The organism is Streptomyces shenzhenensis (assembly GCF_003688995.1).
GTDB lineage: Bacteria > Actinomycetota > Actinomycetes > Streptomycetales > Streptomycetaceae > Streptomyces > Streptomyces shenzhenensis_A.
Window position 1 is genome coordinate 20,031 of sequence record NZ_PENI01000050.1, and the last position, 26,380, is coordinate 46,410.

At 69.4% G+C, this 26,380-nt stretch carries 20 protein-coding genes and 6 tRNA genes; 12 read left to right on the plus strand and 14 right to left on the minus strand.

Annotated elements, in window-relative coordinates; genetic code table 11:
• Positions 1–52 precede the first annotated feature (52 nt).
• The 5 genes from CTZ28_RS43095 to CTZ28_RS43115 form a co-directional block, all read right to left on the minus strand.
• Positions 53–904: an ABC transporter permease gene (locus CTZ28_RS43095; protein ID WP_121895229.1), complete on the minus strand. Its 852-nt coding sequence runs from the start codon at positions 902–904 to the stop codon at positions 53–55.
• Positions 901–1,845, minus strand: coding sequence for an ABC transporter ATP-binding protein (locus CTZ28_RS43100; protein ID WP_121895230.1), 945 nt, complete (start codon positions 1,843–1,845; stop codon positions 901–903). The genes CTZ28_RS43095 and CTZ28_RS43100 overlap by 4 nt, the downstream gene beginning before the upstream one ends.
• Before the next feature lie 141 nt (positions 1,846–1,986).
• Positions 1,987–2,059: transfer RNA gene (locus tag CTZ28_RS43105), tRNA-Gly, on the minus strand.
• Between the two features lie 80 nt (positions 2,060–2,139).
• Positions 2,140–2,211 (minus strand) — tRNA-Gly (locus CTZ28_RS43110).
• A gap of 124 nt (positions 2,212–2,335) precedes the next feature.
• Positions 2,336–2,653 carry a histone-like nucleoid-structuring protein Lsr2 gene (locus CTZ28_RS43115; RefSeq protein WP_121895231.1) on the minus strand — a complete coding sequence of 106 codons (318 nt, stop codon included), beginning with the start codon at positions 2,651–2,653 and terminating at the stop codon, positions 2,336–2,338.
• 309 nt (positions 2,654–2,962) lie between these two features.
• On the opposite strand from CTZ28_RS43115, the gene purS reads away from it, so the two are divergent.
• The 7 genes from purS (at position 2,963) to purM (ending at position 10,175) form a co-directional block, all read left to right on the plus strand.
• Complete coding sequence (purS, locus tag CTZ28_RS43120; protein WP_067056252.1) at positions 2,963–3,235, plus strand: phosphoribosylformylglycinamidine synthase subunit PurS; 273 nt, start codon at positions 2,963–2,965, stop codon at positions 3,233–3,235.
• On the plus strand, positions 3,232–3,936 hold the full coding sequence (purQ, locus tag CTZ28_RS43125; RefSeq protein ID WP_121895232.1) for a phosphoribosylformylglycinamidine synthase subunit PurQ: 705 nt from the start codon (positions 3,232–3,234) through the stop codon (positions 3,934–3,936). Before purS ends, purQ begins: the two co-directional genes overlap by 4 nt.
• Positions 3,933–6,191: a phosphoribosylformylglycinamidine synthase subunit PurL gene (gene purL / locus CTZ28_RS43130; RefSeq protein WP_121895233.1), complete on the plus strand. Its 2,259-nt coding sequence runs from the start codon at positions 3,933–3,935 to the stop codon at positions 6,189–6,191. The genes purQ and purL overlap by 4 nt, the downstream gene beginning before the upstream one ends.
• 280 nt (positions 6,192–6,471) lie before the next feature.
• Positions 6,472–7,254, plus strand: a complete 783-nt coding sequence (locus CTZ28_RS43135) for a maleylpyruvate isomerase family mycothiol-dependent enzyme (protein WP_121895234.1) — start codon at positions 6,472–6,474, stop codon at positions 7,252–7,254.
• Between the two features lie 78 nt (positions 7,255–7,332).
• The gene (locus CTZ28_RS50075) at positions 7,333–7,509 is read left to right on the plus strand and encodes a hypothetical protein (RefSeq protein ID WP_259472073.1); all 177 of its coding nucleotides are present in this window, start codon (positions 7,333–7,335) and stop codon (positions 7,507–7,509) included.
• 41 nt (positions 7,510–7,550) lie between these two features.
• On the plus strand, positions 7,551–9,080 hold the full coding sequence (purF, locus tag CTZ28_RS43145; protein WP_121895235.1) for an amidophosphoribosyltransferase: 1,530 nt from the start codon (positions 7,551–7,553) through the stop codon (positions 9,078–9,080).
• Between the two features lie 30 nt (positions 9,081–9,110).
• On the plus strand, positions 9,111–10,175 hold the full coding sequence (gene purM / locus CTZ28_RS43150; protein ID WP_121895236.1) for a phosphoribosylformylglycinamidine cyclo-ligase: 1,065 nt from the start codon (positions 9,111–9,113) through the stop codon (positions 10,173–10,175).
• 105 nt (positions 10,176–10,280) lie between these two features.
• Here the strand turns inward: purM and CTZ28_RS43155 are convergent, their stop codons facing one another.
• Both CTZ28_RS43155 and CTZ28_RS43160 read right to left on the minus strand, forming a co-directional pair.
• Positions 10,281–10,532 carry a DUF3073 domain-containing protein gene (locus CTZ28_RS43155; protein ID WP_121895237.1) on the minus strand — a complete coding sequence of 84 codons (252 nt, stop codon included), beginning with the start codon at positions 10,530–10,532 and terminating at the stop codon, positions 10,281–10,283.
• 430 nt (positions 10,533–10,962) lie between these two features.
• The gene (locus tag CTZ28_RS43160; RefSeq protein WP_121895238.1) at positions 10,963–12,051 is read right to left on the minus strand and encodes a Leu/Phe/Val dehydrogenase; all 1,089 of its coding nucleotides are present in this window, start codon (positions 12,049–12,051) and stop codon (positions 10,963–10,965) included.
• A 255-nt stretch (positions 12,052–12,306) separates the two neighbouring features.
• Here CTZ28_RS43160 and CTZ28_RS43165 point away from each other — a divergent pair, with 255 nt between their 5' ends.
• A complete protein-coding gene (locus CTZ28_RS43165; protein WP_121895239.1) occupies positions 12,307–13,149 on the plus strand; it encodes a DUF8083 family protein in 843 nt (280 codons plus the stop codon).
• 498 nt (positions 13,150–13,647) lie between these two features.
• Positions 13,648–13,854 carry a developmental transcriptional regulator BldC gene (gene bldC, locus CTZ28_RS43170; protein ID WP_003949541.1) on the plus strand — a complete coding sequence of 69 codons (207 nt, stop codon included), beginning with the start codon at positions 13,648–13,650 and terminating at the stop codon, positions 13,852–13,854.
• Positions 13,855–14,341: 487 nt separating this feature from the next.
• On the opposite strand, the gene CTZ28_RS43175 is transcribed toward bldC, so the two are convergent.
• From CTZ28_RS43175 to CTZ28_RS43205, 7 genes are all read right to left on the minus strand, one after another.
• A complete protein-coding gene (locus CTZ28_RS43175) occupies positions 14,342–14,533 on the minus strand; it encodes a DUF6274 family protein (protein ID WP_121895240.1) in 192 nt (63 codons plus the stop codon).
• Positions 14,534–14,687: 154 nt separating this feature from the next.
• Positions 14,688–14,762: transfer RNA gene (locus CTZ28_RS43180), tRNA-Asp, on the minus strand.
• Between the two features lie 94 nt (positions 14,763–14,856).
• Complete coding sequence (gene hrpA, locus CTZ28_RS43185) at positions 14,857–18,834, minus strand: ATP-dependent RNA helicase HrpA (RefSeq protein WP_121895241.1); 3,978 nt, start codon at positions 18,832–18,834, stop codon at positions 14,857–14,859.
• A 202-nt stretch (positions 18,835–19,036) separates the two neighbouring features.
• Positions 19,037–19,110, minus strand: a tRNA-Phe gene (locus tag CTZ28_RS43190).
• A 25-nt stretch (positions 19,111–19,135) separates the two neighbouring features.
• A tRNA-Asp gene (locus tag CTZ28_RS43195) sits at positions 19,136–19,210 on the minus strand.
• Between the two features lie 37 nt (positions 19,211–19,247).
• Positions 19,248–19,320, minus strand: a tRNA-Glu gene (locus tag CTZ28_RS43200).
• 79 nt (positions 19,321–19,399) lie between these two features.
• On the minus strand, positions 19,400–20,953 hold the full coding sequence (locus CTZ28_RS43205; protein ID WP_259472074.1) for a metallophosphoesterase: 1,554 nt from the start codon (positions 20,951–20,953) through the stop codon (positions 19,400–19,402).
• A gap of 104 nt (positions 20,954–21,057) precedes the next feature.
• Between CTZ28_RS43205 and CTZ28_RS43210 the strand changes: the two genes are divergently transcribed.
• The 3 genes from CTZ28_RS43210 (at position 21,058) to CTZ28_RS43225 (ending at position 26,353) form a co-directional block, all read left to right on the plus strand.
• The gene (locus tag CTZ28_RS43210; protein WP_067022470.1) at positions 21,058–21,408 is read left to right on the plus strand and encodes a metallopeptidase family protein; all 351 of its coding nucleotides are present in this window, start codon (positions 21,058–21,060) and stop codon (positions 21,406–21,408) included.
• A gap of 831 nt (positions 21,409–22,239) precedes the next feature.
• Positions 22,240–24,423, plus strand: coding sequence for a DEAD/DEAH box helicase (locus CTZ28_RS43220; protein WP_121895244.1), 2,184 nt, complete (start codon positions 22,240–22,242; stop codon positions 24,421–24,423).
• A gap of 157 nt (positions 24,424–24,580) precedes the next feature.
• Positions 24,581–26,353 carry an FG-GAP repeat domain-containing protein gene (locus tag CTZ28_RS43225; protein ID WP_121895245.1) on the plus strand — a complete coding sequence of 591 codons (1,773 nt, stop codon included), beginning with the start codon at positions 24,581–24,583 and terminating at the stop codon, positions 26,351–26,353.
• Positions 26,354–26,380 lie beyond the last annotated feature (27 nt).

The following is a 26,380-nucleotide window of genomic DNA, read 5'->3' on the forward strand; positions in this document are numbered from 1 at the left end:
TCCCTCTGTGTCCCTCTGTGCCCTTCTGCGTCCCTCGGGCGTCGGCCCGTGGTCAGCGCCGCGGCTCCCAGCGGAACCACCGCCGTACAGCAAACACCGCCACAACGGTCCAGGCCAGCGCGGTGGCCAGGGCGGCCAGTGCCTCGAACGCGGTCAGCTGGCCGGTCCAGCCGCCCCGCACCAGCCGGATGGCCGGGGAGAGCGGGAGGAGTTCACAGACGGCGGCGAGCCGGTCCGGCATGACCTCCGTGGGGATCGCGATGCCCGATCCGATCATGGAGATGAAGAGCAACGGCAGCGCGGTGACCTGGGCGCTCTCCGCGGTCCTGGTGACGGCGGCGGTGAGGGCCGCGAGCGCGGCGCACAGCACCAGGCCCAGCAGGACACCGAGGACGGTGAGATACACCGCTTCGGGTGCCCCGGCGTCGAGGAGCGTGCAGCCCACGGACAGCACCACGGCCTGGGCGAGGCCGAGGCTCATGGCGGGCAGGGCCGTGCCGACGAGGATCTCGCCGTCGCCGAGCTCCCCGGTGCGCAGGCGCTTGAGCACCAACTCCTCGCGGCGGGCGACGAACGCGCTCACCAGGGAGGTGTACACGGCGAACAGGAGGGAGAAACCGATCGCCGCGGTCAGCATCACCGCGCCGACGCTCAGCCCCTGGGCCCGCAGATCGATCCGGTCGAGCGCCGGCCGCACACTGAACGGCAGCGCGAGCGGCACGAGGAGCGCCGTCACGATGACGGTGCGGTTGCGGCCGAGGAGGGTGAACTCGGCGCGGGCGAGGGCGCGCAGCCGCCGGGCCGCGGGCGCGAGCGTCGCCCGGCCGGTGCGGTGGTCCCGGTCGCCGGGCCGGTCCGCGGTGCCGGGTCGGGCCGGTGCAGTCGTGTCGGTCCGGGTGCTCATGCCGCCGTCGTCTCCCTCTCCCGGGCGATCCCCAGGAACGCTTCTTCCAGCGAGGCCGAGCGCACGTCGAGGCGGTGCAGTTCCACCCCGGTCCGCTCGGCCCACACCAGCAGTCCGGTGGCCGCCCGTTGCAGCTCCCGGGTCCGCAGCCGGACCGTCCGGCCGTCCGTCTCGTGCTCGCACACCCCCAGCTGGTCGAGGGGCGGCAGGTCGCCGAGGAAGTAGCCGGTGGGCAGTTCGAACGAGATCCGGGAGGGCCGCAGCGCGGTCACCTCGGCCGGGGTCCCGGCGGCGGCGATGCGTCCCTCGTGCAGGATCGCGAGCCGGTCGGCCAGGTTCTCCGCCTCCTCCAGGTAGTGCGTGGTCAGCAGCACGGTCGTCCCGGCGTCGCGCAGCGCCCGCACCAAGTCCCAGGTGTCCCGGCGGCCTTCGACGTCCAGGCCGGTCGTGGGCTCGTCCAGGAACAGCACCTCGGGTTCGCCGAGGACGGCGAGGGCCAGGTCCAGGCGGCGCCGCTCACCCCCGGACAGCTGCTTCACCCGCACCCCGGCCTTGCGGTCAAGGCCGACCATCTCCAGCGCCTCGGCGGTCCCCCGGCGCGCCCTGCTGGAGCAGTCCGCCCACATCCGCGCGGTCTCGGCGACGGTCAGCTCGGCCGGGAACCCGCCCTCCTGGAGCATGACGCCGGTGCGCGGGCGTACGGCGGCCCGCTCCCGGTGGGGGTCGTGGCCGAGGACGCGCACCCGGCCGCCGGCCGGTGCCGCGAGCCCCTCCAGTACCTCGACCGTCGACGTCTTGCCGGCCCCGTTGGTGCCCAGCAGCGCGAAGACCTCTCCGCGGGTCACGGAGAAGCTGATCCCGCGCACGGCCTCGAACCCGCCCCCGTAGACACGCCGGAGGTCGGTGACCTCGATCACGTGTTCGTGCTCGTTGTTGTCCATGACACCAGCGTCCCGGCGGCCCGGGCCGGGCTGCAGTGCGCGATGTCATCGCTCGGCATGACAAATGTCAGGGGCGGCCGGACGCGATGATCCGCGGGCAAAGAAAAGACCCCGGTCCAGTGGACCGGGGTCTCATTCCCGAGCGGACGACGAGGCTCGAACTCGCGACCTCAACCTTGGCAAGGTTGCGCTCTACCAACTGAGCTACGTCCGCATTGCTTCCGATCGGCTCTCACCGACCGGCGCGAGCACCAGCCTACCTGACCTTCTTGACTGGTCCGGACGGCGATGCAGAGCGGGTGACAGGAATTGCACACTGCGCCTTCCCCCTGGAAGGGGGATGTTCTGCTACTGAACTACACCCGCAGACACTCCGTGGGTCTCGGCCTTTCGGCCTCGCCCCTCGGCGTGCTCCAGACTCTAGCTGACCAGGAGGGGTGCAGCGCAAGTCGGTTGGAGCGAGGGGCGGATGACCTGTCGTCGGCCGCGCTCACTGCGCGGCGCTGAACGCCTCGTAGACCTTCTTGGGGATGCGGCCTCGCGCGGGTACGTCCATCTTGTTCGCCTGGGCCCAGGCACGCACGGCCGCCGGATCGGGGGCGACCTCCGTCTGCCGGTACGCCTTGCCCGACCTCGACCGCTTGCGGCCGGCCGCCACGTACGGCTCCAGGGCCCTACGCAGTTTCTTGGCATTGGCTTGGTTCAGGTCGATCTCGTACGACTTGCCGTCGAGTCCGAAGGCGATCGTTTCCGCCGCTTCCGAGCCGTCGATGTCGTCAAAGAGAGTGACCACGACCTTCTGCGCCACGAATATCGGTCCCTTCGTGCGGCACCTCATACAGCTCATCTGCGATGACGTGCCGAGTATCGGCTATTGTCAATTCATTTGTACAGTGCCCAACAATGAAATGTGAAGCCCGACTAAATCTCTCAGCGTGTCCGAGGGCAATAGCCATGAGGCGCCGGCCGAGGATCTTTCCCGGAATTTTTCACAACCGCACCCCTTCGATGCCGGATCGTGATGGCGATCACGTAGGTTCCTACAACTCTACCCGCGTAGAAATTTGGTACGGGTAGGCTGAAGGAACCTGCTCAGCACCACACACCGGGAGTGCCAGTGGCACGCGTCGTAGTCGACGTCATGCTCAAGCCGGAGATCCTCGACCCCCAGGGCCAGGCGGTCCAGCGTGCACTGCCGCGCCTGGGTTTCGAAGGTATCTCGGATGTACGTCAGGGAAAGCGATTCGAACTGGAAGTTGACGGGCCGGTCGACGAGGCCGCGCTCGCCCGCATCCACGATCTCGCGGAATCCTTCCTCGCCAACACCGTGATCGAGGACTTCACCGTCAAGGTCGAAGAGGCGGCGGAAGTCGCGGAGGCCGCCAAGTGACCGCTCGTATCGGCGTCGTCACTTTCCCGGGGAGCCTCGACGACCAGGACACCCGGCGCGCGATCCGCCTCGCCGGCGCCGAGCCGGTCGCCCTCTGGCACAAGGACAAGGACCTCAAGCAGGTCGACGCCGTGGTGCTGCCCGGCGGCTTCTCCTACGGCGACTACCTGCGGGCCGGTGCCATCTCCCGGTTCTCGCCCGTGATGGAGACCGTCATCGAGCAGGCGCGGGCCGGACTGCCGGTCCTCGGCATCTGCAACGGCTTCCAGGTCCTCACCGAGGCCCACCTGCTGCCGGGCGCGATGCTCGGCAACGACCACCTCCACTTCATCTGCCGCGACCAGAAGCTGCGGGTGGAGAACACGGAGACCGCCTGGACCGGCGACTACCGCCCCGGCCAGGAGATCAGCATCCCGCTGAAGAACATGGACGGCCGGTACGTCGCCGATGCCTACACGCTCGACCGGCTGGAGGCCGAGGGCAGGGTCGTCTTCCGGTACCTGGTCCGCGGCGAGACCGCCGACGGCTACGGCAACCCGAACGGCTCCCTGCGGGACATCGCCGGCATCACCAACGAGGCGGGCAACGTCGTCGGCCTCATGCCGCACCCCGAGCACGCCGTGGAACCGCTGATCGGCACCGGCCGCACCGACGGCCTTCCCTTCTTCACCTCGATCCTCAAGAAGCTGGTCAACGCATGAGCCGGACGCCTCTGGACACGGTCGAGCACGCGGCCGCGACCCCCGACGTCGAGCTGCCCTGGGCCGAACTCGGCCTGAAGAAGGACGAGTACGAGCGGGTCGTCGAGATCCTGGGCCGCCGCCCGACCGGCGCCGAACTCGCCATGTACTCCGTCATGTGGTCCGAGCACTGCTCGTACAAGTCCTCCAAGGTCCATCTGCGCCAGTTCGGCGAGAAGGCCCCCGAGTCCGACGCGCTCCTCGTGGGCATCGGCGAGAACGCCGGCGTCGTGGACGTCGGCCAGGGCTACGCCGTGACCTTCAAGGTCGAGTCGCACAACCACCCCTCCTACGTCGAGCCCTACCAGGGCGCGGCCACCGGCGTCGGTGGCATCGTCCGCGACATCATCGCGATGGGCGCCCGCCCGGTCGCCGTGGTCGACCCGCTGCGCTTCGGCGCCGCCGACCACCCCGACACCAAGCGGGTGCTGCCCGGCGTCGTCGCCGGCATCGGCGGCTACGGCAACTGCCTGGGCCTGCCCAACATCGGTGGCGAGGTCGTCTTCGACGCCTGCTACCAGGGCAACCCGCTGGTCAACGCCGGCGCCATCGGCGTGATGCGGCACGAGGACATCCACCTGGCCAAGGCGTCCGGCGCCGGCAACAAGGTCATCCTGTACGGCGCCAGGACCGGCGGCGACGGCATCGGCGGCGCCTCCATCCTGGCCTCCGAGACCTTCGACGACGCGAAGCCGTCCAAGCGCCCGGCCGTCCAGGTCGGCGACCCCTTCCAGGAGAAGCTCCTCATCGAGTGCACCCTGGAGGCCTTCCAGGAGAAGCTCGTCGTCGGCATCCAGGATCTGGGCGCGGCCGGCCTGTCCTGCGCCACCTCCGAACTGGCGTCGAACGGTTCCGGCGGCATGCGGGTGACCCTGGACGACGTACCGCTGCGCGACTCGACCCTCTCGCCCGAGGAGATCCTCATGAGCGAGTCGCAGGAACGCATGTGCGCGGTCGTCGAGCCGGCGAAGGTCGACCGCTTCCTGGAGATCTGCGCCAAGTGGGACGTCATCGCCACGGTGATCGGGGAGGTGACCGACGGCGACCGCCTGGAGATCTACTGGCACGGCGGCAAGATCGTCGACGTCGACCCGCGCACCGTCGCGCACGAGGGCCCGGTGTACGAGCGCCCCTACGCCCGCCCGTCCTGGCAGGACGAGCTCCAGGCGGACGACGCGAACAAGCTGCCCCGGCCCGCGACCGCCGAGGAACTGCGGGACCAGGTTCTGCGGCTGGTGGCCTCCCCGAACCAGGCGTCCAAGAAGTGGATCACCTCGCAGTACGACCACTTCGTGCAGGGCAACACGGTGCTGGCCCAGCCGGAGGACTCCGGCATGATCCGCATCGACGAGGAGACCGGACTCGGCGTCGCCATCGCCACGGACGGCAACGGCCGCTACGCCAAGCTCGACCCGTACACGGGCGCGCAGCTGGCGCTCGCGGAGGCCTACCGCAACGTGGCGACGACCGGCGCGCGGCCCCTCGCGATCTCCGACTGCCTGAACTTCGGCTCGCCCGAGGACCCCGCCGTGATGTGGCAGTTCGCGGAGGCGGTACGCGGCCTCGCGGACGGCTGCCGGCAGCTGGGCACGCCCGTGACCGGCGGCAACGTGTCCCTGTACAACCAGACGGGCGAGGTGGCGATCCACCCCACCCCGGTCGTGGCGGTGCTGGGCGTCATCGACGACGTGGCCCGCCGCACCCCCGTCGCCTTCCAGGAGGAGGGCCAGCTGCTCTACCTCCTCGGCGACACCCGCGAGGAGTTCGGCGGCTCGGCCTGGTCCCAGGTGATCCACGACCACCTGGGCGGTCTGCCGCCGGCCGTGGACCTGGAGCGTGAGCGGCTGCTCGCCGAGATCCTGATCTCCGCCTCCCGCGACGGCATGATCGACTCCGCGCACGACCTGTCGGACGGCGGTCTGATCCAGGCGGTCGTCGAGTCGGCCCTGCTCGGCGGAAAGGGCGCGCGCCTGGTCGTACCGGACGGCCTGGACGCCTTCACCTTCCTCTTCTCCGAGTCGGCCGGCCGCGCGCTCGTCGCGGTGCCCCGCTCGGAGGAGGTCCGCTTCAACGACATGTGCGGCGCGCGGGGCCTGCCGGCCACCCGCATCGGCGTGGTGGACGCGGACGCGGTCGAGCTCCAGGGCGAGTTCACCCTCCCCCTGACCCACCTGACCCAGGCCCACGAATCAACAATCCCAACCCTCCTGACCTAACCCCACCCCCGCGCCCCAAAAGGGGCGCGGGGAACACCGCATCTGACGGACGGGGCCCGCCCCCGAAGGGGCGCGGGGAACTGCGCGCCCAGCCACAACAAACCCGCACCCGCCCCGACGACCGTTCCTCACAGGGGCGCGGGGAACTGCGCAACCAGCCACAACAAACCCGCACCCGCCCACCCACTGACCCCAATCCCTCGTAGGCGCACCCCAGCCACAACCAACCCCACCCTTCCAAACGCACCCCCCTCCAACCCCCGGCCAACCCAGCGGAGCGATGCGTACACGGACCTACAACCCCGCCCGCACCCGCACGGCGGTCCTCGCCCAGCTGGGCGCCGTACGGGAAGCCGTCCGCACCCTCACCCCCGGACAGCTCGCGCTTCCCACGAGGCTCGGCGACTGGACCGTACGCGAACTCGTCGCGCACATCGGGATGGCGGTCACGGCGATCGGCCGCTCCCTCGACCGACCGGAGCCGGCCCGGCAGGACACCGTGCTGCTCGACTGGCCGTTCGCGACGGCCGCCAACTCCGCCGCCATCGCGGAGTTCACCCGCGGCCTCGTCGAGCGCCACCCCGATCTCGACGCCTACCTCGCGGACGTCGAGCGCGACCTCGTCGCCCGGCTCGACGCGCACCCCGGCAGCCGGATCCTGGAGACCAACGCCGGCGCCCTGCCGCTCGCCGACTACCTCGTCACCCGGGCCGTCGAACTCGTCGTCCACACCGACGACCTGAACGCCGCCGTGCCCGGCCTGGAGGTGCCCCACGACCGGCAGGCCCTCGCCGCGGCGACCCGCCTCCTCGCCGACGCCCTCGCGGTGAAGGCGCCCGGCGGCTCCACCGAGGTGCGCGTTCCGCCGTACGCCGTCGTGCAGTGCGTCGAGGGCACCCGGCACACCCGTGGCACTCCGCCCAACGTTGTCGAGACCGACCCGCTGACCTGGATCCGGCTCGCCACGGGGCGGCTGGCCTGGGCGGACGCCGTGGCGGACGCGAAGGTCAGCGCGAGCGGCGAGCGCGCGGACCTCGGCGGGCTGCTGCCGCTGATGTCGTAGCGCGAACGGACGACGGCGACCCCGAAGACCACCGTCCGCGACGCCCATATCACTCTGGGCACTCCCGCCACCACCCGAATGATGTGCGACGCCTCACTCATACCCGCGGAAAAGAGCCTGCTGCGCCTCTTCGGCGACCCGGGTCGGCCACCGCCTGGATCACCGCAACCTCGCGCTGACCAGCGAAAACAGCGAGACCGTGACCGCGGTGGCGGAACGGCGGTGGATGACGAACACGCATCTTCGGGGCATTAGCCAATTCGGACCAGTGGTCGATCTCGCCTACACTCGGTGCCGTGCCACGTGGTGACGGTCGACTCAATCACGATCTGCTCCCCGGCGAGAAAGGCCCTCAGGACGCGTGTGGCGTCTTCGGGGTCTGGGCGCCGGGCGAAGAGGTCGCAAAGCTCACGTACTTCGGGCTCTACGCCCTCCAGCACCGGGGTCAGGAATCCGCGGGAATCGCGGTCAGCAACGGCTCCCAGATCCTCGTCTTCAAGGACATGGGACTGGTCTCCCAGGTCTTCGACGAGACCTCGCTCGGTTCGCTCCAGGGTCATATCGCGGTCGGACACGCCCGCTACTCGACCACCGGCGCCTCCGTGTGGGAGAACGCCCAGCCGACGTTCCGTGCCACGGCGCACGGCTCGATCGCGCTCGGCCACAACGGCAACCTGGTCAACACGGCGCAGCTCGCCGAGATGGTCGCCGACCTGCCGAAGGACACCAACGGCCGCTCGACCCGGGTCGCGGCCACCAACGACACCGACCTGCTCACGGCCCTCCTCGCCGCGCAGGCCGACGAGGACGGCAAGCCGCTGACCATCGAGGAGGCCGCGCATACGGTCCTTCCCAAGGTCAAGGGCGCCTTCTCGCTCGTCTTCATGGACGAGCACACCCTGTACGCCGCCCGCGACCCGCAGGGCATCCGCCCGCTGGTGCTGGGCCGCCTGGAACGCGGCTGGGTCGTCGCCTCGGAGACCGCCGCCCTCGACATCACGGGCGCCAGCTTCGTCCGTGAGATAGAGCCCGGCGAGTTCGTGGCCATCGACGAGAACGGCCTGCGTACATCGCGATTCGCGGAAGCGAAGCCCAAGGGCTGTGTCTTCGAGTATGTGTATCTGGCCCGCCCGGACACCGACATCGCCGGCCGGAACGTGTACCTCTCCCGCGTCGAGATGGGCCGCCGCCTCGCCAAGGAGGCGCCGGTCGACGCCGACCTGGTCATAGCGACCCCGGAGTCCGGCACCCCGGCCGCCATCGGCTACGCGGAGGCCAGCGGGATCCCGTTCGGCGCCGGCCTCGTCAAGAACGCCTACGTCGGCCGGACCTTCATCCAGCCCTCGCAGACCATCCGCCAGATCGGCATCCGCCTGAAGCTGAACCCGCTCAAGGAAGTCATCAGGGGCAAGCGCCTGGTCGTCGTCGACGACTCCATCGTGCGCGGCAACACCCAGCGCGCCCTGGTCCGCATGCTCCGCGAGGCGGGCGCGGCCGAGGTCCACATCCGGATCTCCTCGCCCCCCGTGAAGTGGCCCTGCTTCTTCGGTATCGACTTCGCCACTCGCGCGGAGCTGATCGCCAACGGCATGTCCATCGACGAGATCGGCACCTCGCTGGGCGCCGACTCCCTGGCCTACATCTCCATCGACGGCATGATCGAGGCGACCACCATCGCCAAGCCGAACCTGTGCCGCGCCTGCTTCGACGGCGAGTACCCGATGGAACTCCCGGACCCCGAGCTGCTCGGCAAGCAGCTCCTGGAGACCGAGCTGGCGGCCGGCACGGCCGCCCCGGCCGCAGTCGACGCGATCCGTCGCCCGTAACACCTGCCGTACGACACGAAAGTCACAGTCATGCCTGAGACCACTGGTGCCAGCTACGCAGCCGCGGGCGTCGACATCGAAGCGGGCGACCGCGCCGTCGAGCTGATGAAGGAGTGGGTGAAGAAGACCCGGCGTCCCGAGGTCCTCGGCGGCCTCGGCGGCTTCGCCGGCCTCTTCGACGCCTCCGCGCTCAAGGGGTACGAGCGCCCGCTGCTGGCCTCCGCCACCGACGGCGTCGGCACGAAGGTCGACATCGCCCGCCGGCTCGGTGTGTACGACACCATCGGCCACGACCTGGTCGCGATGGTCATGGACGACATTGTGGTGTGCGGCGCCGAGCCGCTGTTCATGACCGACTACATCTGCGTCGGCAAGGTGCACCCGGAGCGGGTGGCGGCCCTCGTGAAGGGCATCGCGGAGGGCTGTGTGCTGGCCGGCTGCGCCCTGGTCGGCGGCGAGACGGCCGAACACCCGGGCCTGCTGGGCGAGGACGACTTCGACGTCGCCGGCGCCGGCACGGGCGTCGTGGAGGCCGACCGGCTGCTCGGCGCGGATCTTATCCGTACGGGTGACACGGTGATCGCCATTGCGTCCTCCGGTCTTCACTCGAACGGGTACTCCCTGGTCCGTCATGTGCTGCTGAACCAGGCCGGGCTGTCCCTGGACGCCCGGATCGAGGAGTTCGGCCGCACCCTCGGCGAGGAGCTGCTGGAGCCGACGAAGATCTACTCCCTGGACTGCCTGGCCCTGACCCGCACCGCCGAGGTGCACGCCTTCAGCCATGTGACCGGCGGCGGGCTCGCCGCCAACCTCGCACGCGTGATCCCGGACGGGCTGCACGCGGTCGTCGACCGCGCCACCTGGACTCCGGGCCCGGTCTTCGACCTGGTCGGCAGGACCGGCGACGTCGAGCGGCTGGAGCTGGAGAAGACCCTCAACATGGGCGTCGGCATGATCGCGATCGTGCCGCAGGAGTCGACGGACGTGGCCCTGGCGACGCTGGCCGACCGCGGGGTCGAGGCCTGGGTGGCGGGCGAGATCACCGACCGGGGTGAGCACACCACGGGCGCGCAACTGGTGGGTGACTACGCGTAGACCCGGCCGGGCGGTCCGGGGCCGGAGGCCCGTGCGGACAGCAAGAAACCCGGTCCGGTGCCAAGGGCCCCGGACCGGGAAGGAGCGGCTGAGCCGCTGCCGACGTCACGCGCCGCGACGGTGTTGCGAGGACTGACCGTCCTCGTCCTCCTCGTCGTCGTCCTCATAGAGGTCGGCGTACCGTGAATACAGGTCGTCGTCATGCTCATCGTCCTCGAAGCGGTCGCCGTTCGGCGACTGGTTCGACGTCGATGCGCCCAGCTCCTCGGCCAGGCGTGAGAGGTCCGTCCCACCGCTGTTGTACTTCAGCTGGCGGGCGACCTTCGTCTGCTTGGCCTTGGCCCGGCCGCGCCCCATGGCTCGACCCCCTCAACGACGGGGCTCGACGGCCCCAGAGTCTGACACGCGTTCATGATCCGGAACGGACTCTCCGTGGAGAGGCCGGTCCGTAGGGCTTCCACGGTACCTGAGCCCGCGCCCATACGGTACGTCGCCCGCAGGAAGCGCGTGTGCGCAGGACCGTCGAGGCGCCCCGTCCTCGCTGGTCAGTGGCGATTTTAACCACTTATCCGGGGGCGACCCGCCGGTTGAAGTGAGAGTTCTCTCCAACTTGCCGCCGGCGGGTACCGGTCAAACGTGCGATCGGGTCCGGCCGGGTGCGCTCAGCAGGTCCGGTGAAGTCCGCTGCGGTTCGGCAGCGCCCTGAAGGGGCGCGGGGAACTGCGCGACCAGCCACGATGGTGCCGCGGACGACCGACGGCACCTCGCGGCATCTCCAGCGGAGCGCTCAGCGCGCGGTGCGGGCCTCCGCCATCCGCTGCTCGGCGATCCGGTCGGCCGCGGCAGCCGGCGGAATCCCGTCCTCCTTCGCACGTGCGAATATGGCCAGCGTGGTGTCGAAGATCTTCGCCGCCTTCGCCTTGCACCGGTCGAAGTCGAACCCGTGCAGCTCGTCGGCGACCTGGATGACCCCGCCGGCGTTCACCACGTAGTCCGGCGCGTAGAGGATCCCGCGGTCGGCGAGGTCCTTCTCCACGCCCGGGTGGGCGAGCTGGTTGTTGGCGGCGCCGCACACCACCTTGGCGGTGAGCACGGGCACGCTGTGGTCGCTGAGGGCGCCGCCGAGCGCGCACGGGGCATAGACGTCGAGCCCCTCGGCCCGGATCAGCGCGTCGGTGTCGGCCACCGCGGTCACGCCCTCGGGATGCTGCTCCAGGATGCGCCGCACGGCCTCCTCGCGCACGTCCGTGATCACGACCTCGGCGCCCTCGTCCCGCAGATGCCGCACCAGGTGCCGGCCGACCTTGCCGACCCCGGCGACGCCGACCCGGCGCCCGCGCAGCGACGGGTCGCCCCACAGATGCTGGGCCGAGGCGCGCATGCCCTGGTAGACACCGAAGGCGGTGAGGACGGAGGAGTCGCCCGCGCCGCCGTTCTCGGGGGAACGGCCGGTGGCCCAGCGGCACTCGCGCGCCACGACGTCCATGTCGGCGACGTAGGTGCCGACATCGCACGCGGTGACGTACCGCCCGCCGAGCGAGGCCACGAACCGCCCGTAGGCGAGCAGCAGCTGCTCGGACTTGTCCCGCTCCGGGTCGCCGATGATCACGGCCTTCCCGCCGCCGTGGTCGAGGCCGGCCATGGCGTTCTTGTACGACATCCCGCGGGCGAGGTTGAGGGCGTCGGCGACGGCCTCCGCCTCGGTCGCGTACGGATAGAAGCGGGTCCCGCCGAGCGCGGGGCCCAGGGCGGTGGAGTGGATGGCGATGACGGCCTTGAGGCCGCTGGCGCGGTCCTGGCAGAGCACGACTTGCTCATGTCCCCCCTGGTCCGAGTGGAACAGGGTGTGCAGGACGCCGTTGGTCACGTCGGTCACTGTGGTGACTCCCGGGTAAGTAGCGGCGAGTGGAGACGGGTCTCCCGTGCAGGTGGCGGGATGCCGTGGCACGAGCGTAGAGCCTGGGCCGCCCGCCGACCGCACAGTGTTCAGGATCACCTTGACGCGTCGTCCGCCCGCCCGTGGCCATGGCAGGATTTCCAGGGGTTTCCCTACGTCCGAGAGCCGCTCGGACGGGTCCGAGTGCGGGTCCCGCACGCGTTTCGAGCCGGGTCCGATGGGGAGGGAGCAGGCGTGCCCAAGGTGTCCTCGGTGATCGTCCCCTACGCGACGTACCTGCGTGTGTACGAACCGCTGGCCGCCTTCCCGGAGCCGGAGCGCGGCCACTGGGCGCGCTACGCCCGCCGCCCCGACCGTCCTTCCTACCAGGACGAGCTCCGCCGCTCCCTGGCCGATCTGCTGCCCACCCCGCCGATGCCGGTGCCGGTGCACGAGAGCGGCGACGCCTTCGTGCTGGACGTCGACGGGGTGGTCTGCGTCTGCCCCTGGCGCACCCGGCTGCGCGGCTGGCAGGCCCTCGGTGAGCTGGCCGAGGAACTGCCGCCGCCGGTCCTGGACGCGGTCCTGCCCCCGCTCGTGCGCCGCCAGGCGACCCAGGACTACGAGCGCTGGCTCACCCGTAACCCCGACGCCCGCCCCTGGATCCGCACGGCCACCTGGCAGGTGCCGCTGAGCTGGTTCGTGCTGGTCTCCGACGAGGAGCGGGAGTACACCGAGGGAGCCGACGAGAAGGCGCCGCTGCTGCGCTACCGCACGCCGATGGTGCAGGCGCGGCGCCGGGTCGCACGGGCGCTGCGCACGCTCAAGGACGCGATCGAGGAGGGCCCGCTGATCGACGGCGTGGTGGACGTCGGGCGCTGGCTGGAGGAGTTCCACCCGCGCTCGCTGGTGGAACTGGACTACGGCGGTCTGGTGCACGCGGTGCCGGCGGGCGAGCTGGCGGGTGACCACTCGGCGGCCGACGTGGCCGAGGGCATCGACGCGCTGCGCCGGGGCGACGGGGCCGCCGCGGGGGAGGCGTACGGCCGGCTCGTGGAGCGCTGGCGGACGGTCCGGGATCTTCGCTCGGCAAACTGACATGATGTCAGAGGTGATGTAGGTCACGGCCGTGGCGGCAGGGACCGCGTACGGTCGAGGACGCTTCCCGGCGTGACGGGATGTTGGCCCCGATCCGGGCTTTTGCGTCAAGCGTGATGGACCGCACTTTACCTGGCCCTTGCGTCTCTTGCCCCTCCTCATGCCAAAATAGGACAAGGAGTCCGGGAAGGACTCAGCATTGCGCGCTTTAGGGGGGGGTCTGGTGACTCCTCGACGCCAGTGTGACTGATCGTCACACTGGCGTGACTGTCCGCTATGGCACGGTCCATCGGCTTCCGTCGGTGATGAACACCTGGGAGGGCAATTCCATCGGTTTGGCCGACGCGGCTGGACGGATGGTGTAGTTGTAGTGCCGAGGACAAGCCGTTCGTCCTATAACCGACTCGACTCGCGTCCGCCATTTCGGGCAACGCGGGTCAAGGTGCAGAATTTAGAGGAAAGAACCGAGAAGGTTCGGTTCTCCCGAGGAGGCCGCTCATGACCGCTCGCACCCCTGATGCCGAGCCGCTGCTGACCCCGGCTGAGGTCGCCACGATGTTCCGCGTTGACCCGAAGACGGTCACGCGGTGGGCGAAGGCCGGAAAGCTCACGTCGATCCGTACGCTCGGCGGGCACCGCCGCTACCGCGAGGCCGAGGTCCGCGCACTGCTCGCGGGCATCCCGCAGCAGCGCAGCGAGGCCTGAACAACTTCATAACCGGGCAATACGGCTGGTTCCCCCAATCGGTCGAGGCGCCCGGAACCCTAGCTCCAAGCGACGCGGGACCTGCCCCAACAGGGCCCACGCCCAAGCCGATCAGAACGTTCTAGGCAGCGACACAGGGTGCGTCGTCGATCGCGCTGGACTCCGCCGGGTCCAGCGCGATCTTTTTTGTGCGCCGGCGGCCGGGGCGACGAGGAACCTGTGAGCGGGCTTGTCGGAGTCTGGGGAGGGGTGTCGGATCCGCTGTGGATGACCCCAGAGAGGGGTGCAATTGCACATATTAAATTGACCAGTTGTAGGTCGGGTGTAAACGGCACCGTTTCAGGAACTCTTGCGGTGACACCCGTCACACGTCTGGACACTTGTCGCCACCGGTCACGATGCGCTAGAGAAGACCGCCCGCCACTCGCGCCCGAACCGGCCCACGGCCCAGCAGCCCACCGTGGCAAGGGTGTTGAGGCCGCGACGATCACGCCGGGAGAGGGCTCTCGTCCTCGGCGGCGCCCTCGGGAGCCTCGGCGGCCCGCGGAGCGGAATCCATCGCCAGACGCAGCAGACGGTGGCACACCGCGCAATGGCGGGTCAGATGCCGGTAGGACGAAGCCGCCGACAGATGCGCCCTGAGAAGCGCCCGCGTCTCGTGCCTCGCCACTGCGGCCATACGCCACCTCCACAGGCCCGCACAGGAGGACGAGCCCTGCTCCCTGGGTACCGGCGGAAAGTGACGCCGTCAAGGGCGCCCCCGCCCCGTCCAGCCGCGCACGGAAGCACAAAAAGGGCCCGCCCCCTTGCGGGAAGCGAACCCTTGTGCACTGCGGTCCTGACGGGATTTGAACCCGCGGCCTCCACCTTGACAGGGTGGCGAGCACTCCAAACTGCTCCACAGGACCTTGTGCAGCGGCGCCATTCGTGCGGTGCGCTGCGAGAAGAGACTGTACAGGAGGGTGCGCCCCCCGGTCGAACTCACCCAGCGTACCGACGCGATCACGGAACCGCGGCGTCGATCGCCTTCACGATCCGCTTGTCCGAGACCGGATACGCCGTGCCGAGCGCATGCGCGAAATAGCTCACCCGAAGCTCCTCGATCATCCACCGGATGTCCAGAACCACAGCCGGCACCGGACGGCCCTGCGGGAACTGCTCCAGCAGCCACGCGTACTCGTCCTGCATCTCGTGCACCTTCTCCATGCGCGTGGTGTCCCGCTGGACACCCGTCGCCATCTGCTGGAGCCGCCGGTCGGCCGCCACCAGGTAGCGCATCAGGTCCGGCAGCCGCCGCACCCCCGCCCACGTCACGAAGCCCGGCTTCACCAGAGCGTCCAACTGGGCCCTGACGTCCGCCAGATTCGGCAGCAGCGCCGGGCTGCGCACAGCCTTCAGCCGGCGCTCACACGACTGCCAGGCAGCCAGCACCTGCTGCACCTGACCGACCGTCCGCACCGTCATGTCGACGATCTCCGCGCGCACCTTGTCGTACAGCTTCCGGTACGACTCCTCGTCCCACGCCGGACCACCGAAATCGGCGATCAGCCGGTCCGCCGCCGCCATCGCACAGTCGTCGAACAACGCCTGCACGGAACCATGCGGATTCGCCGACAGCGCGAGCTTCTGGGCGTTCGTCAGGCGATCGCTCGCGAATTTCGCGGGACTGACCGGAATATTGCGCAAGATCAGCCGCCGCGTGCCCCGCCACATCGCCTCGGCCTGCTCCGCCTCCGTGTCGAAGAGCCGCACCGACACCGTGTCCCCGTCGTCCACCAGCGCCGGATACGCCTTCACCGGCTGGCCGGCCCGACGCGTCTCGAAGACCCGGGTGAGCGCCCCTATCGTCCAGTCGGCCAACCCCGAACGCTCCAGCGACTCACCGCCGGTCCGCACCGCCGTCGCCGCCGCGGCCTGCGACAGCGCCTTCCTGGCCCGCGGCCTCAACCGCAGCCGCAACGCCTCCAGATCCTTGTCCTCGGCGAGCTTGCGGCGCCGCTCGTCAACGATCCGGAACGTGACCTTCAGATGGTCGGGGACCTTCGACCAGTCAAAGTCGTCCGCCTCGAACGGCACCCCCACCATCCGCTTCAGCTCACGCGCCATCGTGACCGCCAGCGGCTCCTGCAGAGGCACAGCCCGCTCCAGGAACGCCCGCGCATAATTCGGCGCGGGCACATAGTTCCGCCGGATCGGCTTCGGCAGCGAACGGATCAGCTCCGTCACCACCTCCTCACGCAGCCCCGGGATCTGCCAGTCGAAACCCTCCGCCGTGACCTGATTGAGCACCTGCAATGGGATGTGCACGGTCACACCGTCCGCATCCGCACCCGGCTCGAACTGATACGTCACCCGGAACGTGAGCGGCCCCTGACGCCAGGCATCGGGATAATCCGCCTTGGTGACCGCCTCCGCCGACTCACGGATCAGCATCTCCCGCTCGAAGTCCAGGAACTCCGGCTGCTCCTGCCGCTGCCGCTTCCACCAGGAATCGAAATGCGCCCCGGACACCACATGCTCCGGCACCCGCTGGTCATAGAAGTCGAACAACGTGTCGTCATCCACGACGATGTCCCGGCGCCGCGCCCGATGCTCCAGCTCCTCGACCTCGCTGAGCAGCCTGCGGTTGTCCGCGAAGAACTTGTGAGGCGTACGCCAGTCACCCTCGACCAGCGCATTCCGGATGAACAGCTCGCGGCTCACCTCCGGATCGATCCGGCCGTAGTTGACCTTACGGTCGGCGACGATCGGGACGCCGTACAACGTCACCTTCTCGTACGCCACCACCGCCGCCTGATCCTTCTCCCAATGCGGCTCGCTGTACGTCCGCTTCACCAGATGACCGGCCAGCGGCTCGACCCACTCCGGTTCGATCCTGGCGTTGACCCGCGCCCAGAGCCGGCTCGTCTCCACCAGCTCCGCCGACATCACGAACCGCGGCGGCTTCCGGAACAACGCCGACCCCGGGAAGATCGCGAACTTCGCGTTCCGGGCACCCAGATACTCGTTCTTCGCGCCGCCCTTCCCGCTCTCCCCGCCGGCGCTCTTCACATCCTTCATGCCGACATGCGACAACAGACCGGCCAGCAACGAGACATGAATACGGTCCGCGGGCGCATCCTCCTCGTTCAGATGGATACCCATCTGCTTGGCGACAGTGCGCAACTGCGTATAGATGTCCTGCCACTCACGGATACGCAGAAAATTCAGGAACTCCTGCTTGCACATCCGGCGGAACGACGACGAACCCCGCTCCTTCTGCTGCTCACGCACGTAACGCCACAGATTCAGAAAAGCGAGGAAATCACTCGTCTCGTCCTTGAACCGGGCATGCAGCTGATCGGCCTGAGCCTGCTTGTCCGCCGGACGCTCCCGCGGATCCTGAATGGACAGCGCGGCCGCCACGACCATGACCTCACGCACACAGCCGTTGCGGTCGGCCTCCAGGACCATACGCGCCAACCGCGGGTCGACAGGCAACTGAGCCAGCTTCCGGCCCGCCTGCGTCAGCCGCCTACGCGGATCCTTCTGCGCCGGGTCGAGCGCACCCAGCTCCTCGAGCAACTGCACACCATCACGGATATTGCGATGATCCGGCGGATCGATGAACGGGAACTTCTCGATGTCCCCGAGACCCGCCGCAGTCATCTGCAGGATCACCGAAGCCAGGTTGGTACGCAGAATCTCGGCATCGGTGAACTCCGGCCGGGCATTGAAATCGTCCTCGGAGTACAACCGGATACAGATGCCGTCGGACGTACGACCACAACGGCCCTTGCGCTGGTTCGCACTCGCCTGCGAGACCGCCTCGATCGGCAGCCGCTGCACCTTCGTACGGTGACTGTAACGGGAGATACGGGCGAAACCAGGATCAATGACGTACTTGATACCCGGCACAGTGAGGGACGTCTCCGCCACATTCGTCGCCAGCACGATCCGGCGGCCCGAGTGCGGCTGGAAGACCCGATGCTGCTCCGCGTGCGACAGCCGCGCGTACAGCGGCAGGATCTCCGTGAACCGGTACTTCTTCTTCTCCAGCGCGTCCGCGGTGTCCCGGATCTCCCGCTCGCCGGAGAGAAAGACGAGGACATCGCCACGGCCCTCCGCCATCAGCTCCTCAACCGCGTCCGTGATCGCCGTGATCTGATCCCGGTCGGTGTCCTCGCCGTCCTCCTCCAGCAGCGGCCGGTACCGCACCTCCACCGGATACGTCCGCCCGCTGACCTCCACGATCGGCGCATCACCGAAATGCCGGGAGAACCGCTCCGGGTCGATGGTCGCCGAGGTGATGACGACCTTCAGATCCGGCCGCCTCGGCAACAGCTGAGCCAGATACCCGAGCAGGAAATCGATGTTCAGAGACCGCTCGTGCGCCTCATCGATGATGATCGTGTCGTAGGCCCGCAACTCGCGGTCGGTCTGGATCTCGGCGAGCAGGATGCCGTCCGTCATCAGCTTGATGAACGTACCGTCCGGATCGACCTGATCGGTGAAACGCACCTTCCAGCCCACCGACTCACCGAGCGGCGACCTCAGCTCCTCCGCCACCCGCTCGGCGACCGTACGAGCAGCGATCCGACGAGGCTGAGTGTGCCCGATCATCCCGCGCACACCACGGCCCAGCTCCAGACAGATCTTCGGGATCTGCGTCGTCTTGCCGGAACCCGTCTCACCGGCGACGATCACGACCTGATGATCACGGATGGCCGCCGCGATCTCGTCCTTCTTCTGGCTGACCGGCAACTGCTCGGGATAGCCGACCACCGGCACACGCGACCGCCGACCGGCCATGCGCGCCTCGGCCGACACGACCTCGGCCTCGATCTCGGCAAGAACAGCGGCACGCGCCTCCGGCTTACGGATCTTGCGCGCACCTTCGAGCCTGCGTCCGAGCCGATGCGCATCACGCAACGACAACTCGGTCAGGCGGGGGGCGAGGCCCCCGAGCGTGTGTGCCCCGGGGGCAGGATGCGTAGACATACGCGGTCCAGGATCTCATCCCGGAGAAATCCATGGCTAACGGATTTGAACCGCCCAGGAACGCCCCCGAAGCCATCGACGGGGGCGAGCTGCGAGCCGGAGAGGCTGCTCTCGGGTAGTGGACGCGGACGCTCGTACTCAGCTGAACGTGCACCACCGGGTACACGACAAGGCCCCGATCCGAAGATCGGGGCCTCTGCTGTGGCTGGGGCCGGGGTCGAACCGGCGACCTATCGCTTTTCAGGCGATCGCTCGTACCAACTGAGCTACCCAGCCGTCAAGACCTTTTGTAAGGTCTTTGCGGTCCTGACGGGATTTGAACCCGCGGCCTCCACCTTGACAGGGTGGCGAGCACTCCAAACTGCTCCACAGGACCTTGCGTTGTGTGCGACAGTGTCGCACACAGTGTTGCGTGCCCCCAACGGGATTCGAACCCGTGCTACCGCCTTGAAAGGGCGGCGTCCTAGGCCGCTAGACGATGAGGGCTATCGGCCCGCCTGGCGCTTCTCAGCGCGTCGGGGACGTGAGAAGCATATGGGATGGCGGGGAGTATCGCCAAAACGGTTTACGAGCCGGAGGGAGCGGGGGTCCGGGAGGGTGTACCGGGCGCCGTGGGGGTCGGGTTCGCGCCGGGCAGGTTCTCCTCCGGGAGGTGGCGGCTGACCTCGGCGGTCGTCAGCCCCAGCCCGCCCAGTTTGATCTCGTCCCAGGCCTGGAGGCGCCGGCTGTCCCGGTCGAAGTAGAGGATCGAGGCCTCGATCGGGTCCGGGTGGCGGCCCTCCACGGCGCGCAGACCGCTGCCGCCGGTCGACCCTTCGACGCGCAGCCGGGTGCCGTACTTCATGACCTCTGTCTGTTCGTGGTGCAGATGGCCGGCGAGGACGAGGGGCACCTCGCCGTCGGTCTCCCGGGCCGCGGAGGGCTCATGGGCGATGGCCACGTCCACCGGTGTGCCGGCTGCCCGCTGGTCGCGCAGCGCCGTGGCCAGCCGGTCCCCGGCGAGTTGTTCGGCCCGGTCACCGCCGGGTGCGGTCGAGCGGTCGGGGGTGAACTGTGGGTCGCCGATGCCGGCGAAGCGCAGACCGGCCAGGGTCTGTGCCCGGCCGTCGTCGAGGACGTGCACGTTCTTCATGCGTTCCAGGTAGCGCTGGGTCTGGCGGGAGTCGTGGTTGCCGCGGACCCAGACGTAGGGCACGCCGAGGTTGGCGATGGGGTCCAGGAAGCCGTTCTCGGCGGCTGTGCCGTGGTCCATGGTGTCGCCGGAGTCGACGATCACGTTCACTTCGTACTGCTCCACCAGTGAGGCGATGATCTTCCAGCTGGCCGGGTTGAGGTGGATGTCGGAGACGTGCAGGACTCGGATGGTGGTGGGGTCCGGCTGGTAGGCGGGGAGTGTGGAGGTGACGTCGTACAGCTTGGTCACGTTGGTCACCAGGCGGGCCAATTCCTTCTGGTAGACGTCGAATTCGGTGACGATGCTGCGGGCGTTGCCGACGACGGAGGGTGCGGAGGAGAGCAGGCCGGAGAACTTGGGTTCCAGGACGGACGTGGGGTTCCAGGTGGCGTACGCGGTGGCGCCCGAGGCGGTGAGGAGGGCGAGGGCCAGGCCGCCTGCGGTGAGGGCGCGGCGGGGGCGGCGGTAGACGGCGAGGCCGAGCGCGGTGGCGCCGGTGACGACGGCGACGCCGGAGCGGACGGCGAGGTCGAGTGTGCCGTGTGCGACGTCGCGGGTGACTTCGTCCTGGAGGCTGGAGAGCCGTTCGGGGTGGTCGACCAGGGCTTGGGAGCGCAGCGGGTCGAGTTGGTCGATGTTCACGTCGAGGCGGACGGGTGCGATGTGGCTGTCGAGGGTCAGTGCGCCCAGCGGGGAGACGTTGATCTTTGTGCCGCCGGTGAGTGAGGGGCGCAGGGTCATGGTCGTGTTCATGGGGCCGATGGGTGCCCGTACGTTGCCGACGATCAGTAGTCCCAGCCAGGCGCCGACGAGGACGACTGCTGTCAGGCCGAGGGTGCGGGCCCAGGGGTGTGGGCGGGGGGTGAGTTCGAGGGCGGGTTGGGCGGCGGTGGGTTTCGGTAGGGGGGCGCGGCGGTGCGGCAGAGGGACGAGACGTTTCGGCATGGAGACGCGAACGCGGACCATTGGTCGCGTATGCCCAGGTGCGGGAGTGGATATGCGGCGGTCCGCGGCTCTCCTGCGGCCGTCCCGTACCGGACAATGGCCGTGTGCTGGAGATGACGCGCGAGGAGTTCGAGGAACTGGTCGCTGAGGCGCTCGACCGGATTCCGCCGGAGCTGACGCGGCTGATGGACAACGTGGCGGTGTTCGTCGAGGACGAGCCGCCGGCCGATGATCCCGAGTTGCTCGGGCTGTATGAGGGGACTCCGCTGACGGATCGCGGTGAGTGGTATGCCGGTGTGCTGCCGGACCGGATCACGATCTATCGGGGGCCGACGCTGCGGATGTGTGAGTCGCGGGAGGAGGTCGTGGCGGAGACCGAGGTGACGGTGGTGCATGAAATCGCCCACCATTTCGGGATCGATGACGCCCGTCTGCATGCGCTGGGCTACGGCTGAGTGGGCGGACGCGTGTCCTCTTGTGGGCGGCGGGAGTTGGGCAGGTTGACTTCTTCGCCCGCCCGCCCGCCCGCCCTCGGAGGTGGCTCCCGTGCGCCCCTTGTACGTATCCGTCCGTCTCGCCGCCGCGGTTCTGGTCGTCGCCGCTGCCGCCGGCTGTGTGAGTGTCGGCGCGGACGCCGGCCGGGCCGGGCCGTCGCAGTCCGGCGGGCAGCAGGGCGGGAAGGCGCCCGTCGGTGGTTCGGCGGTGTCCGGCGCCGGTGCCGGGTACGGGGGCGCGGTGGGTGGTGACGGTGAGCGTGGGGGCGACGGGAAGGAGCGGTCCGGGGAGTCGGCGTCCGCGTCGGCCACGCCGTCGGGTCGGGGCAGTGCGTCCGCGGCGCCGGCCGGGCCCGGGCGGAGTGAGCGGCCGCGTGATCCGGTGCCGACGGGGGAGCAGCAGCCTGATCCGCATACGGATGAGCCGACGCCGACGCCGCCGCCTCCCGAGCCGCCGGTCTCGCCGCCTCCGCCGCCGACTGCGGAGCCGTCCTCGTCGGCGCATGAGGAGCCGGGTCCGCAGTTGGTGCAGCGGGAGCCGGCTCCGGCGGCGGGTGCTCCGGTGTAGCCGGGAAGCCTGCTCTCCCGGGGATCGGGGCTCGGTTTGCCTTGGGGGGTGGTGGGTGCGTATGGTGGTAGATCGTTTGATCCCATTTGCCCGGCGCCACTGCAGAGCGCGCCGTGTGGCGCGTTCTCTCCTTTGCCGTGGCTGACTGCATTGAGGCGGTCGTTCTGCGAATCACGGAGTTGACGGGCGCGTGCCGACGAGACTCCGGAAGGTTTCGCATTCGCATGTCCGTGTCCAGTACTGATCATGTCGTCGTGTCCGAGCACATCGAAGACCCTGAGCGCACCGAGGTCGCCCAGACCGACGTGGTGACCGAGGCCGATGAGACCGCCGAGGTCGCCGAGACCGCTGACACTCCCCAGATCACCTTTGCCGACCTCGGGCTGCCCGAGGGTGTCGTGCGCAAGCTCGCGCAGAACGGTGTGACCGTCCCGTTCCCGATCCAGGCCGCGACCATTCCGGACGCCCTGGTCGGCAAGGACATCCTCGGCCGTGGCCGCACCGGCTCCGGCAAGACCCTCTCCTTCGGTCTGCCCACGCTGGCCACGCTGGCGGGCGGCCACACCGCGAAGAAGCGCCCGCGGGCCGTGATCCTCACCCCGACCCGTGAGCTGGCCATGCAGGTCGCCGACGCGCTCCAGCCGTACGGTGACGTCCTCGGCCTGAAGATGAAGGTCGTCTGTGGCGGTACGTCCATGGGCAACCAGATCTACGCCCTGGAGCGGGGCGTCGACGTTCTCGTCGCCACCCCGGGCCGGCTGCGCGACATCATCAACCGCGGCGCGTGTTCCCTGGACGATGTGCAGATCGCCGTCCTGGACGAGGCCGACCAGATGTCCGACCTGGGCTTCCTGCCCGAGGTGACCGAGCTGCTCGACCAGATCCCGGCGGGCGGCCAGCGGATGCTGTTCTCCGCGACCATGGAGAACGAGATCCAGACTCTCGTCGACCGCTATCTGTCCTCGCCCGTCTCGCACGAGGTGGACGCGGCGCAGGGCGCGGTCACGACGATGTCCCATCACATCCTGATCGTGAAGCCCAAGGACAAGGCGCCGGTCACCGCGGCCATCGCCTCCCGCAAGGGCCGCACCATCATCTTCGTCCGCACTCAGCTGGGCGCCGACCGTGTCGCCGAGCAGCTGCGCGACGCGGGTGTGAAGGCCGACGCGCTGCACGGCGGCATGACCCAGGGCGCCCGCACCCGGACGCTGGCCGACTTCAAGGACGGGTACGTCAATGTCCTGGTCGCCACGGATGTCGCCGCCCGCGGTATCCATGTGGACGGCATCGACCTGGTGCTGAACGTCGATCCGGCGGGTGACCACAAGGACTATCTGCACCGGGCCGGCCGTACCGCCCGTGCGGGCCGTACCGGCACGGTCGTCTCTCTTTCGCTGCCGCACCAGCGGCGTCAGATCTTCCGCCTGATGGAGGACGCGGGTGTCGATGCCGCGCGTCACATCATCCAGGGTGCCGGTGCCTTCGATCCGGAGGTCGCCGAGATCACCGGCGCCCGTTCCATGACCGAGGTCCAGGCCGAGTCGGCGGGCAATGCGGCCCAGCAGGCCGAGCGTGAGGTCGCTCAGCTCAGCAAGCAGTTGGAGCGCGCTCAGCGCCGCGCTGCCGAGCTGCGCGAGGAGGCCGACCGGCTGGTCGCGAGGGTCGCTCGTGAGCGTGGCGAGGATCCGGCGGCCGCGGTGGCGGAGGCTCAGGCGTCGGTGGCCGAGGCGGCGGCCGGGGTGTCCGTGCCGGAGCAGGCGACGGCCGAGGATGTCGAGCGGCCGGAGCGCGGTGAGCGCGGCGGTTTCAGCCGGGACCGGGATCGTGACCGTGAGCGTTCCTTCGACCGTGACCGGGACCGTGGTTTTGAGCGGCGTGACGATCGGGGCGGTTTCCGTCGCGATGACCGTCGTCCGTCCGACCGTGACCGTTCCTTCGATCGCGATCGTGACCGTGACCGTGACCGTGACCGTGACCGTGACCGTGACCGGGATCGTGACCGGGGTGGGCGTTCCTTCGAGCGGCGTGACGACCGGGGCGGTTTCCGCCGGGACGACCGGGGTGGCCGTTCCTTCGAGCGGCGTGACGATCGGGGCGGCTTCCGTCGCGATGACCGTCGTCCGTCCGACCGTGACCGTTCCTTCGACCGTGACCGGGATCGCGACCGCGATCGTGACCGGGGTGGGCGTTCCTTCGAGCGGCGTGACGACCGGGGCGGCTTCCGCCGGGACGACCGGGGTGGCCACCGTGGCAGCGACCGTCCGTTCAACCGGGACCGTCAGGGTGACCGGCCGGGCTTCCGTGCCGGCAGCCACGACCGTCCGTACGGCCGTCGCGACGACCACCGCGGCTCCTCCGGTTCCTTCGGGCGCCGCGAGGACAAGCCGCGCTGGAAGCGCAACGGCTGACGCCGAGTGAGACGAGGAAGGGCCCGTACGACTCCGGTCGTACGGGCCCTTCCGGCAACAGCGCCCTGAAGGGGCGCGGGGAACTGCGCGACCAGCCACGATGGTGCCGCAGCCGACCGACGGCATATCGCGGCGGTCCCAGCGGAGCGCTTAGTGGGTGGTCGGCCGGCAGCTCTCGGCCGACGGTTCGACGGTGCTGGCCACGACGACCCGCGGTTACGCCGTGCGGAACGGCGCGGACGAGCCTGTGGTCACCGGGGGCCGCTTCGTCGACGCCACCGGCCGCTACTACGTGTACCAGGCGTCCTCGACCGGCAAGCAGTACGTCGACGCGGTGCAGCGCTACCGCACCGACGACGTGCGAGTGACCAGGTCCGTCACGGCCGCCTCCGTGTGGGGTGCGAACCTGTGGACGCCGGGCACGGGCAACGGGGTGGTCACGGCGTACGACCTGGAGAAGCGGAAGACCGTGGCGACCGTGTCCACGGGCGCCCCCTGCAAGGTCAAGGAGCTCCAGGTCGTCGGCCGTTGGATCTACTGGAACTGCGGGCCGACGGGCGCCGCGGGCGTGTACGACCGTACGGCGAAGAAGAAGATCACGGTTCCGGCCGGTCCGGTGCTGGTCGGCGACGGCTACCTCGTCCGGCACGACCGGGCGGCCGGCGCCCTGATGCTGACGGACTTCCACACCGGTACGGCCGCCGCCCCGCGCGCGGTCGCTGATCTGCCGGCCGGGAACACCGCCGACCAGCGGCGGCTGACCTGGACGGTGGACAAGTTCGGCGGTGACATCGCGTACGTCGGACCGGACAAGGCGATCCGGATCGTGCGGAGCGGTGTGCCGACGCAGTCCCTGGCGAAGATCGAGTCGGACGTGGACGGCGACTCGGTGGACGCGAAGGGCCGGAACGGCGGCGAGCGCTGGGGCAGCGTCTGGCAGTTGAACAAGCCGGCGCGGTGGACCTTCACCGTGAAGGACGCCCGGGGACGCGCCGAGCGCACCATCACGGGCCGGGGCGCGCACGTCGAGATCGACTGGGACCTGAAGTCGGACTCGGGTGCCTATCTCGCGAACGGCCCCAAGACCTGGAGCCTGACGGCCGCCGCCGAGGAGGGCGGCGGCAGGTACACCCCGGGTGGTCCGCTGGGATACAACGGCGGCCTTCAGGGCTTCCACGATCAGGGGTACTACAGCTACGGCGAACTGGTCACGCTCAGCTCCTCGGGCGCGCTGACCCTGCACTTCACCAAGGGCAAGGGCACGTTCGACTTCAAGGCGAGCGGTTCCGGCTGGCCCGCGGGGACGGTGGCGGTGCCGTTCGGGGACATGGGCACGGACCGCTGCGCCGAGTTGCTGGTCCGTATGCCGAACGGCGAGCTGCGGCGCTATCAGGGCCGGTGCGGTGCGGCGTACACGCCGTCGAACAGCCACACTTCTCTGGGCAAGGGCTGGAACGCGTACAACGTCCTCACCACGCCGGGTGATCTGACCGGTGACGGCCGTACCGATCTGCTGGCGCGGAAGGCGTCGACCGGGGACGTCTATCTGTTCGCTGACGATGGTGCCGGGAAGCTGAAGAAGGGCGTGAAGATCGGCACCTGGTCGGCGTACCGGAAGATCGTCGGCGCCGGTGATCTGAACGGTGACGGTTTCGGGGATGTGCTGGCGCTGGACAAGGCCGGGACGCTGTGGCGGTACGACGGCACCGGCGGCGGCCGGGTGAAGGCGCGGGTGAAGGTCTTCTCGGGCTGGGGGGCCTCGTACAACGCGGTCGTCGGGGTCGGGGACATCACCGGTGACGGCAAGAACGACCTGGTCGTGCGGGACACGGCGGGCAATCTGTACCGGCAGGCCGGCACGGGCAAGGGGTCGTTCGCCTCGCGGGTGCGCATCGCGACGGGCTGGAAGGTTTACAAGGGGCTCTTCTGAGCCCTGGGCCCGGGACCGTCGCTTTCC

Excerpts from the sequence above, each read along its gene's own strand:
- CTZ28_RS43095 (WP_121895229.1), bottom strand. The coding sequence starts at position 904 with ATGAGCACCCGGACCGACACGACTGCACCGGCCCGACCCGGCACCGCG.
- CTZ28_RS43100 (WP_121895230.1), bottom strand. The coding sequence starts at position 1,845 with ATGGACAACAACGAGCACGAACACGTGATCGAGGTCACCGACCTCCGG.
- purL (WP_121895233.1), top strand. The coding sequence starts at position 3,933 with ATGAGCCGGACGCCTCTGGACACGGTCGAGCACGCGGCCGCGACCCCC.
- CTZ28_RS43135 (WP_121895234.1), top strand. The coding sequence starts at position 6,472 with ATGCGTACACGGACCTACAACCCCGCCCGCACCCGCACGGCGGTCCTC.
- CTZ28_RS50075 (WP_259472073.1), top strand. The coding sequence starts at position 7,333 with ATGATGTGCGACGCCTCACTCATACCCGCGGAAAAGAGCCTGCTGCGC.
- purM (WP_121895236.1), top strand. The coding sequence starts at position 9,111 with ATGCCTGAGACCACTGGTGCCAGCTACGCAGCCGCGGGCGTCGACATC.
- CTZ28_RS43155 (WP_121895237.1), bottom strand. The coding sequence starts at position 10,532 with ATGGGGCGCGGCCGGGCCAAGGCCAAGCAGACGAAGGTCGCCCGCCAG.
- bldC (WP_003949541.1), top strand. The coding sequence starts at position 13,648 with ATGACCGCTCGCACCCCTGATGCCGAGCCGCTGCTGACCCCGGCTGAG.
- CTZ28_RS43175 (WP_121895240.1), bottom strand. The coding sequence starts at position 14,533 with ATGGCCGCAGTGGCGAGGCACGAGACGCGGGCGCTTCTCAGGGCGCAT.
- hrpA (WP_121895241.1), bottom strand. The coding sequence starts at position 18,834 with ATGTCTACGCATCCTGCCCCCGGGGCACACACGCTCGGGGGCCTCGCC.
- CTZ28_RS43205 (WP_259472074.1), bottom strand. The coding sequence starts at position 20,953 with ATGCCGAAACGTCTCGTCCCTCTGCCGCACCGCCGCGCCCCCCTACCG.
- CTZ28_RS43220 (WP_121895244.1), top strand. The coding sequence starts at position 22,240 with ATGTCCGTGTCCAGTACTGATCATGTCGTCGTGTCCGAGCACATCGAA.